Genomic DNA, 9,805 nt, shown 5'->3' on the forward strand with positions numbered 1-9,805 from the left:
GGGGATACATGCGCAAGACCGTCACGACCCTGTTGCTCGCCCTGCCGCTGGCGCTGGCCGGCATCACCGCCGCCCAGGCCGACAACGCCAGCGCTGAAGGCCGCTGGCGCCAGATCGACCCGGACACCCACCGCGCCAAGTCCATCGTCGAGATCGGCCGCGCCGGCAACGGCACCCTGAACGGCCGCATCGTCGAGCTGCTCAACCCCAGCCGCCCCAACCCGACCTGCGACAAGTGCAGCGACGACCGCAAGGACAAGCCGATCACCGGCATGGAGATCATCCGCGGCATGCGCGCCGACGGCGCCAACAAGTGGAGTGGCGGCAGCATCCTCAAGCCCGACGAGGGCAAGGTGTACAAGTCCAAGATGGAGCTGATCGAAAACGGCAGCAAGCTGCAGGTATCCGGCTGCATCGCCTTCATCTGCAAGTCGCAGGTGTGGGAGCGGATGTAAGCCTCGTAGATGCGGGGCTCGCCCCGCATGAAGCCTTCCCGATGAAGCCCCGTGCGGGGCAAGCCCCGCACCTACGAACATCAAACCCGGCTCCGGCCGGGTTTCCTACATTCAAGCCCGGTTTCCCGGCCAGCAAGGCCCGGCATGCGATAATTCGCGGTTCCCATGCACTCCCTCCAACGGCCATGACCCGTACCGCGCTCGTCACCAATGCCCTGCCCTATGCCAACGGCCCGCTGCACCTGGGCCACCTGGTCGGCTACATCCAGGCCGACATCTGGGTGCGCGCGCGCCGGCTGCTGGGCGACAAGGTCTGGTACGTCTGCGCCGACGACACCCACGGCACGCCGATCATGCTCGCCGCCGAGAAGGCCGGGGTGACCCCGGAAACCTTCATCGCCAACATCCAGGCCAGCCACGAGCGCGATTTCGCCGCGTTCGGCGTCGCCTTCGACCACTACGATTCGACCAACTCGGCCGCCAACCGCGAGCTGACCGAGGCGCTGTACAACAAGCTCGACGCCGCCGGCCACATCGGCCGCCGCTCGGTGGCGCAGTTCTACGACCCCGCAAAGGGCATGTTCCTGCCCGATCGCTACATCAAGGGCACCTGCCCGAAGTGCAAGTCGCCCGACCAGTACGGCGACAACTGCGAGGTCTGCGGCGCCACCTATGGCCCCACCGACCTGATCGAACCGAAGTCGGTAGTCTCCGGTGCCACGCCGGAGATCCGCGATTCGGAGCACTACTTCTTCGAGGTCGGCGGCTTCCAGGATTTCCTGCGGCAATGGCTGGCCGGCGACGTCGCGCTGCCGGGCGTGAAGGCCAAGCTGGCCGAGTGGCTGGACGCCGAGGGCGGCCTGCGCGCGTGGGATATCTCGCGCGACGCGCCCTATTTCGGCTTCGAGATCCCCGGCGCGCCGGGCAAGTATTTCTACGTGTGGCTGGACGCGCCGATCGGCTACCTGTCCAGCTTCCGCAACCTGTGCGCGAAGACCGGCGACGACTTCGACGCGGTGCTGGCCGCCGGCAGCAGCACCGAACTGCACCACTTCATCGGCAAGGACATCGTCAACTTCCACGGCCTGTTCTGGCCGTCGGTGCTGCATGGCGCCGGCCTGCGCGCGCCGACCCGGCTGCACGTCAACGGCTACCTGACCGTCGATGGCGCGAAGATGAGCAAGTCGCGCGGCACCTTCGTGATGGCCCGCACCTACCTCGACGTCGGCCTGGACCCGGAGGCGCTGCGCTACTACTTCGCCGCCAAATCCTCCGGCGGGGTGGACGACCTCGACCTGAACCTGTCCGACTTCACCGCGCGGGTGAACGCCGACCTGGTCGGCAAGTTCGTCAACCTTGCCAGCCGCTGCGCCGGCTTCATCGCCAAGCGCTTCGACGGCAGGCTCGCCGACGCGCTGCCGGACCCGGCCCAGTACGACCGCTTCGTCGCCGCGCTGGCGCCGGTACGCGAGGCCTACGAGCGCAACGACCCGGCCGCGGCGATCCGCCTGACCATGGCGCTGGCCGACGAGGCCAACAAGTACATCGACGACACCAAGCCGTGGGTGATCGCCAGGCAGGACGGCAGCGATGCCGAACTGCAGGCGGTCTGCACCCAGGGCCTGAACCTGTTCCGCGTGCTGGTGGCCGCGCTCAAGCCGGTGCTGCCGCGCACCGCACAGCAGGCCGAAGGCTTCCTCGCCGCGCCGATGCATGGCTGGGACGACATCGCCGCCCCGCTCACCGCCCACACCATCGCGCCCTACGTGGCGCTGTTCACCCGTATCGACCCGAAGATGATCGACGCCATGACCGACGCCTCCAAGGACACCCTCGCCGCCGCACCCGCCACCGACGCCAAGCCGGTGAAAGCGGAAACCAAGCCTGAGGTGAAGGCCGAAGGCGGCACCACCTGCATCGGCATCGACGACTTCGCCAAGCTCGACCTGCGCATCGGCAAGGTGCTCGAATGCGGCTTCGTCGAAGGCTCGGACAAGCTGCTGCGCTTCCTGCTCGACGCCGGCGACCTCGGCCAGCGCCAGATCTTCTCCGGCATCCGCGCCAGCTACCCCGAGCCGGAAAAGCTGGTCGGCCGCAGCGTGGTGTTCATCGCCAACCTCGCCCCGCGCAAGATGCGCTTCGGCCTGAGCGAAGGCATGATCCTGTCGGCCGGTTTCGACGGCGGCGCGCTGGCGCTGCTCGACGCCGACGCGGGCGCGCAGCCAGGCATGCCGGTGCGGTGAAGCGGGGACTGGGGAACGGGGAACAGGGAATGCAGCAGTAGTGCAACCTGATGGCCGGCCGCAGCATCACGCCGACTGCTCCGATGATGCGTCATTCCCCGTTCCCACATTCCCCGTTCCCTGCCCTTCCCCATGCAGTTAGCCCTGTTCGACTTCGACCACACCGTCACCCGCTGCGACACCTACAGTCGCTTCCTGCAGCGGGTGGCGACGCCCGAGCAACATGCGCAGGCGTGGTGGCGGGTGGGGCCGTGGCTGCTGGCCTACCGGCTGGGGCTGATTTCGGCCGAGCGCATCCGCGCCCGCGTCACTTCGCAGGTATTCAGCGGCCGCCATGCCGGCGAGATCACGCAGATGGCGGGCGACTATGCCCGCGAACACCTGCCCGGCATGCTCCGCCCGGAGATGCTGGAACAGATCCACTGGCACCGCGAACAGGGCCACACCGTGGTGGTGGTGACCGCCTCCATCGACCTGTACCTGCAGGCGTGGTGCGACGAACTGGGCCTGCAACTGATCTGCAACCGGCTGGAAGCGCGGGACGGCCGCCTCACCGGCCGCTATGCCGGCGGCGACTGCGGGCCGCGCAAGGTCGCGTACATCCGCGACCGGTTCGATCTGGATCGCTTCCAGCGCATCCACGCCTACGGCGACAGCCGCGAGGACAAGCCGATGCTGGCGCTGGCGCACGAACGCTGGTATCGCGGCAAGCCGCTTCCCTGACACAACAGACGCGCAGCCACCGCCACGCATGCAGGACACGCCGGAAAACCTGATCGAACGCCTCGACCGCATACTGCCGCAGACCCAGTGCGGGCAATGCGGCTTCGACGGCTGCCGCCCCTATGCCGAGGCGATGGCCCGCGGCGCGGCCGGCGTGGAGCGCTGTCCGCCGGGCGGCGATGCCGGCGCGCGCGCGTTGGCGCATGTCCTCCACGTGCCGGCGGTGCCCTTCGACCGCAGCCGCGGCGAGCACAAGCCGGCGCAGGTGGCGGTCATCGTCGAGGCCGACTGCATCGGCTGCACCAAATGCATCCAGGCCTGCCCGGTGGACGCCATCGTCGGCGGTGCCAGGTTCATGCACACCGTATTGGCCGACCTGTGCACCGGCTGCGAGCTGTGCATCCCGCCGTGCCCGGTGGATTGCATCGACCTGAAACCCCTGTAGGAGCGCACCTCGGTGCGCGATGGGCGTTACCGGGAAAGCTTCATCGCGCACCAAGGTGCGCTCCTACGGTGTCATCAGCGGCTTATGGCACCGCCGCGGTAATCACGATCTCGATCTTCCACTCCGGGTTCGCCAACCTGGCCTGCACCGTGGCGCGCGCCGGGGTGGCGCCCTGCGGCACCCACTTGTCCCAGGCTTCGTTCATGCCGGCGAAATCGGCCATGTCGGCCAGGAAGATCTCCGCGCGCAGGATGTGGCTCTTGTCGGTCGGCGCCAGCCGCAGCAGGTCGTCGATGGCCTGCAGCACCTGCTCGGTCTGGCCGACGATGTCGGCGCCGGTGTCCTCCGGCACCTGCCCGGCGAGGTAGGCCACGCCGTGGTGGACGATCATTTCCGACATGCGTGGGCCGGTGTCGTAGCGTTCGATCATGGTCTGCCTCCGATGAATGTGGCCTCCATTGTGCCGCGAACCGGCGGTTTCAGCCGTTACTTCGCGCCTGCCGCCACAGGCGCATGGCGGCCCACGCAAGCCAGCCCACCACCAGCGCGATCACCAACTTCTGCCCCAGCCCGCGCGGGCTGCCGCGCCAGAGCACGTGCAGCCACAGGCCGGCGAACGCCAGCCACGCCCACCACCATGCCAGCCGGTGCCGGCCATGCCAGCGCGCATCGCGGCCGAAGCACCATGCCTGCACCAGCATCGCCACGGTGACGCACAGGAACGCGGCCTGCGCCGCCAGCCCATGCACCAGCGGCGCCAGCAGCGGCGCGTGCTCCGGCAACCAGCTGTCGCCCACCGCCACCGTGGTCAGCCCCAGCCCGGCGGTACAGAACAGCGCCAGCGGCAAGCTGCGGCGAGCCCGTCCCTGCATGTCCAGATACAGGGCCAGTGCCAATACGGCGATGCCGGCCGCCAGCACGCAATAGGCCGTACGCAACAGCAAGCCGTGCGGCCCGTGCAGGTACAGGCTGAGGGTGGCGCGCACCCAGTCCAGATCGTCGCGCGCGAATTGCAGGCACACCGCGGTGGCCGTGAACAACAGCAACGCAGACAGCGCGGACAAGGCCGCATATCGCTTCAATCGCATGGGCAGGGAAGCAGTCGTGTCCAAGGTGATCCGGGAATCGGCAAGGAGATGCCAGCCTATCCGCAAGACGGGCCGTTGCGCGGTCAGCCTTCCGCTTCCGGGTGCCGCTGCTTCCACTCGGCCAGCGCCTGCCGGTAGCGCGCCAGCTCGTCGGCATACAGGTCCAGCACGCACAACGGGCAACCGCTGCCGCAGCATTCGTTGGGGCCCGGTTCCTCCGGCGGCAAGGGCCTTGGATCTGGATCGATAACGGGAATCGGAGTCACCACGGCGGGCATTGCGACCAATCAGGCAAGGCAGAACCCATGGATTCTAGGCCATCGAACCCGAGGGGATGGTCGCCGTTGCGGTCGTGTTTCTTCCCTACCCCATACCCGGGGCGCCACGCCCACCGGGACCGTCCTGGTGGCGCTGTTGCTGTTCCATCGCCAACTGCTGTTCGCGCTGCTGGTTGAGCGCTTGCACCTGCTCCACGCTCTCCTGCAATGGCGGTGCCGCCTGGGCAATCTCGGTCACCGAGCGAAACCCCGGTATCGTCCCCGCGATGCAGATCCGGTTCTCGGCCATCATGACCCGGTCGATCTTGTCGGGGCCAGCAATGTCGGCCCGCTTGGCATCGTGCAGGGCGCGCATCACCTGGTCGTCGCCGATATGGTCCGGCACGCCCTGACGGATGCAGGCGAACATGGCTTGATCGGCTGGCAACAGCAAGGCGATCCCCTGTTGCTGCTGTACCGTGCGTTCGGCGGCGGGAGCGTTGCTGACCAAATACGGCGAACGGGCATGCGCCCATTGCCGTGAATGTTCTTCCAGCGATATCGACAGCACCTTGCCCGGGTCCACCCGGACCGTCTTCGGGTCGGAAAAGGCGTTGAGCTGCCGGATGCCTTCGACCTGGCCATCCGCGGCGATGCGCACCCGGTCGATGCGCAGGCCTTGGCGCTCGCCCTCCACCAGCAACGCGGCGGCCACCTGCTCGCTGTGCCGGCCGTGGGGAACGCCCCGGTTGGTCTCGGCGTAGTGGAGTTCCATCAGGACACGCTGGAAATCGATATGTCCCGGATGCCGGGCATCGCTCAGGCGCTCCGGCAATGGCGTCGCCCGCGGTTCGGCCAGCCTGAGGGATGCCGAGACGGACGCCGGCGCCGCGGTCCGTTGTTCCGGCGACGGGGTGACCCGGAGCGTCTCCAGAGTGGGGATTTCGCGCTCGGGAGCCAAGCCCGGTTGCAGCAGCTTCTGGGCGTGCGTGCGCTGGGCCTCGAAGGCCAGATCCAGTTCGGCGCGCAGGTTGCCGTCGGCGTGGCTGTCCCACAGCAGTCCGTCATGCGTCCACTGGCCGTCGGCTTCGCGGGTGTAGTGCCGGCCATCGGAGGCCACCACCCGTTCCGGGTGCGCCAGGGTGTTTTCGACCGCTTCCGGCACCTTGCCGTGCCGCTGCCAGTCGTTCTGCGCATACAGGACCTCGAACGTGGCGGCGAGAGTCGTCGGGCTGCACGCGGCATTGTCGGCGATGATCTGGCGCGACTGGGCGTCCAGTTGCGCGGCCCGTTCCGGCGGGGCGGTCTCGGTGTAGCCCAGGCCGGGCTTGTCGTGGTTGAGCTGTCGCTGCCAGCCGCCGTTGGCCGGGTTGCGGATCCAGTCGCCCCCGTAGGCGCTGAACGTATCGTCGCGACTGGCCGGCAGCTTGAACGGATCGCGCGCGGTCGCGGCGGCCAGGCCCAGTTCGGTGGCTTTGGACACGGCCTTGTAGTTGAGTTCGTCGGCCAGTGCCGGGCTGGCGGTCAGGCGCTGCCCTTGCGGTGCCGTCGGCAGCGGTGGCAGGGTGCGCGTCCAGCCCTGTTCGGGATGGGCCGGGTCGGCCTGCCAGGTATGGCCGTCGCTGCCGCGCTGGATATAGATGCGTCGGTGCTCGATGGCATCGGCCAGCTTGTCGCCAGCCACGCCACCGACAACCGCCCCGAGCGCTCCCGTGGCGAGTGCGCCCGGCCCCAGCGTGCTGCCGGCCGCCAAGCCCGCCTCGAAGCCCAGCCATGCCCCGGCGCCGGTGCCGGCCGAACGGCCCACCGCTGCCTGGGCGGCGGTAAGGTTGCCCATACTGCGCAGGCGGGTGTAGTCGTGGGCGGTCTTGGCGACCTCGATGCCCGTGGTGACCACCGCCGCACCGTGGCCCAGCGAGCGGGCCAGCTTGGTCGCTCCCGGCACTGGACCGATACCGGCCGCTTCGGCCGCTTCGATGCGGCGCAGGTTCGCCAGCGCGACCTCCCCCGGCTCCGCCGGCACAGGGCCAATGGCCACCCGGTTCAACGGGCCGCGCTCGACCTCGGGCGACAGCGGCTTGGGAGCGTGCGGCAGGGCATCGTTGGCAACGGTCCTGTCCGGCGCCAGGCGTGCGCTCACGCCTTCCGTGGCCCGGTCCACCTGGCGGTCCAGCTGGTAAATCACCATGCCTTCGTGGGAGTTGTGCACCACGTTCAGGCGCGGATCGCTGGGTTCGTGGACCTTCTCCAGCAAGGAGACGCCCGGGCGCAAGGCGTTGCAGTAGTCCACCATCAGGTTGCAACTGCGGCTGGCCAGACCATCGCGCAAGTAACTGCCCCCGATGTCCGAATGCGCACCGCCCACCTGCACGTTGAGGAAACGGCCATCGGCGGAGACGTCTGGCGGCATCAATTGATCGCTGGGGAACCTGGCGCGGGTTTCGTCCAGCGCGGTGATCTGGAAGCCGGACACCACCGACGGCGCCAGGCGCCGGTCGAACCGCTCGGGGATGCCGGTGGCAACCGGGTCGAACAGGCCTACGGCCTGGGGCGTCATCCCGGGTGGGGCGATGTGGCGGATATAGATGATTTTGCCATTGGCATCGAAGGATCGGCTGGTCGGATCGACGATACCGCGCTCATGCAGGAGATTGGTGAACCCGGCGGCCTGACTGGCGCCACGGCTGAAGCCAGTGCTGAGCACGCGGATATTGACATTGGGGTCCGCCTGCCTCCACTCCTGTGCTTTGTCCACCAAGTCGGCATACATCTTCTCCAGCCGTTCTTCGTAGGTATAGCCAAGCACTGCATCTATTGTGCGTGTGAGCGGGTTGCCTTGGGTTCCCGGACCTTCTAGATAACGAATGTAGATTTGTGAATCCTTCTCGCCCAAATACTTGATCTGATCGTCGATATTGGAAATGTTCGTGGCATGTATCGGGTCTTTAACCTTGTCATTACCTGTGCCATCGAACGCTGCGATATAGAGCCGCTCATGCGGGTTCCCTGCATCTATCAGCCGGGGCACCTCGAAACGGGACAGGGCTTCACTGGCCTCCTGATAGCTCCGCATTCGGGCTTCATTGGCTGGGTAGAACGTGACGTCGTCATCCATCGGGATGATGCTGGACAGGTCCTTGTCACTCATAACCGCACTCCTTGCGCACGTCTTCAGTAAGTATGGGTCCAGACCAGGATCAGATCGCGACGGCCAGTGCTGCGTGGGTTCCCCGGAATCTGCGGTTCCTTGGTGGCGATCAACGCCTTCATGTATACGTTGATCGTGCGATCGTTGACTTCCATCAAAATATCTACTCCGAGCGGATCAACTCTCCACGCCGCCAACCATCCCTCCGGGATGTCGTCCTTGGACACGTTGTGTCGCACCAGTCGGTCTTTGAATAACTCTGCAAGATCGATCCTGGCTTGGTGACGGGTACCATCCAGAGATATCCAATCAGCCTCAACGGGGGAGGCAAACTCGTTTCCGATGCCGTGACCGGCGCTCCACGAATCTTTCCAATCTGTCCGTATGGGTGGACCGGATGGTTCATACAAAAAAGAACGAGTGAAACAGTAGTTGTTGTAGATGACCTGGCAGCGCAGCGTGTTGTAACAACGCACGCCGAAGTCGTGATAACGGAACTTCAAAGGCCACGGGTCGGCCGGGGGAAACAGTGACTTCAAGCCCAGCATGGGGAATATCTCCTCGTTCCTTGAAGGATGTACCCGTCAATCCTACGGCGCATGGTGGTTGTCCGCCATCAGGCAACGCCAAGGTTTCGAGCGTGGGTAACCGAATGGCCCACCGCTGCCTCGATGGCGGTCAAGTTCCCTTGGTTGCGCAGACACAGACAGGTCAGGCAGCTGAAATCAGGCCCCCAAGACCCGCCGCAGGTTCTCCCGCGCCTGCGCATCGAGGCGCGCGTGGAAGAAGTCGCTGAAGAAGATGCGCGGTTGCGCCAGCACGCCCTTCAGGAAGCGGCGGCGGTTGATGCGGAACAGGAAGCCCGGCACCTTGCCGCGGTATTCCTCGGCGATGCCGCGGTCGTAGGCGTCGAACACTTCCGGCGGCGCGCCGAGGATGGCCATGTCGCTGTCCAGGAACAATGCCGCGTCGGCGTCCAGTTCCTCGCCGCGCAGGCTACCGTGGCGCGCGGTGAGTTCGATCAGCTGCACCACCCGCCCTGCATCGATGCCGGCATCCGGCAGCCAGCGTGCGATCGACTCGCGCGCAAGCTGCGCCGAGCGCAGCTCGTTGTCGCCACGCCCGGCCTCGTAGACCGCATCGTGGTACAGCATCGCCAGCGCCACCTCGCGCGGCTGCCGCCAGCCGGGGCCGGCGGCGACGTCGTGGAAATGCCGCAGCAGCGCCCGCACGTGGCCGAAATGGTGGTACGCGCGTGGCGGCTGCGCGTGCGCGGCCTCTATCTCGGCCAGTTGGCCGGAAGGCAGGGGGAACGGGATCAGGTCATCCATGCGGGCATTCCGGGAGCGTAGGAGCGACGTGAGCCGCGACCGGGTTTCACCGGGAAAGCCCCGGTCGCGGCTCACGTCGCTCCTACGGAAACATGCTTCGTTTCCCGCTCCAACA

At 66.9% G+C, this 9,805-nt stretch carries 10 protein-coding genes; 4 read left to right on the top strand and 6 right to left on the bottom strand.

Annotated elements, in window-relative coordinates; all coding sequences use genetic code 11:
• Positions 1–8 precede the first annotated feature (8 nt).
• From ABB34_RS07290 to rnfB, 4 genes are all read left to right on the top strand, one after another.
• Positions 9–455, top strand: a complete 447-nt coding sequence (locus ABB34_RS07290; RefSeq protein WP_057640591.1) for a DUF2147 domain-containing protein — start codon at positions 9–11, stop codon at positions 453–455.
• A 185-nt stretch (positions 456–640) separates the two neighbouring features.
• Complete coding sequence (gene metG / locus ABB34_RS07295) at positions 641–2,698, top strand: methionine--tRNA ligase (RefSeq protein ID WP_057640592.1); 2,058 nt, start codon at positions 641–643, stop codon at positions 2,696–2,698.
• Between the two features lie 132 nt (positions 2,699–2,830).
• Positions 2,831–3,421: an HAD family hydrolase gene (locus tag ABB34_RS07300; protein ID WP_057640593.1), complete on the top strand. Its 591-nt coding sequence runs from the start codon at positions 2,831–2,833 to the stop codon at positions 3,419–3,421.
• Between the two features lie 28 nt (positions 3,422–3,449).
• Complete coding sequence (gene rnfB / locus ABB34_RS07305; protein ID WP_057640594.1) at positions 3,450–3,866, top strand: Rnf electron transport complex subunit RnfB; 417 nt, start codon at positions 3,450–3,452, stop codon at positions 3,864–3,866.
• An 82-nt stretch (positions 3,867–3,948) separates the two neighbouring features.
• Here rnfB and ABB34_RS07310 read toward each other — a convergent pair whose 3' ends face one another.
• The 6 genes from ABB34_RS07310 to ABB34_RS07335 all read right to left on the bottom strand — a co-directional run bounded on the left by ABB34_RS07310 (position 3,949) and on the right by ABB34_RS07335 (position 9,690).
• Positions 3,949–4,296: a RidA family protein gene (locus ABB34_RS07310; RefSeq protein ID WP_057640595.1), complete on the bottom strand. Its 348-nt coding sequence runs from the start codon at positions 4,294–4,296 to the stop codon at positions 3,949–3,951.
• A gap of 49 nt (positions 4,297–4,345) precedes the next feature.
• Positions 4,346–4,954 (bottom strand): DUF998 domain-containing protein, encoded by a 609-nt coding sequence (locus ABB34_RS07315; protein ID WP_057640596.1) that lies wholly within the window; start codon positions 4,952–4,954, stop codon positions 4,346–4,348.
• Between the two features lie 83 nt (positions 4,955–5,037).
• Positions 5,038–5,232, bottom strand: a complete 195-nt coding sequence (locus ABB34_RS07320) for an oxidoreductase-like domain-containing protein (RefSeq protein WP_057640597.1) — start codon at positions 5,230–5,232, stop codon at positions 5,038–5,040.
• Between the two features lie 85 nt (positions 5,233–5,317).
• Entirely contained in the window at positions 5,318–8,359 is a 3,042-nt protein-coding gene (locus ABB34_RS07325) for a phospholipase effector Tle1 domain-containing protein (RefSeq protein ID WP_083490104.1), read from the bottom strand.
• Positions 8,360–8,382: 23 nt separating this feature from the next.
• Entirely contained in the window at positions 8,383–8,907 is a 525-nt protein-coding gene (locus ABB34_RS07330; RefSeq protein WP_057640599.1) for a hypothetical protein, read from the bottom strand.
• Between the two features lie 177 nt (positions 8,908–9,084).
• Complete coding sequence (locus ABB34_RS07335) at positions 9,085–9,690, bottom strand: HD domain-containing protein (protein ID WP_057640600.1); 606 nt, start codon at positions 9,688–9,690, stop codon at positions 9,085–9,087.
• Between the last annotated feature and the right edge of the window lie 115 nt (positions 9,691–9,805).

The sequence above is a fragment of the Stenotrophomonas daejeonensis genome, from assembly GCF_001431505.1.
In the GTDB taxonomy this organism is placed as follows: domain Bacteria; phylum Pseudomonadota; class Gammaproteobacteria; order Xanthomonadales; family Xanthomonadaceae; genus Stenotrophomonas; species Stenotrophomonas daejeonensis.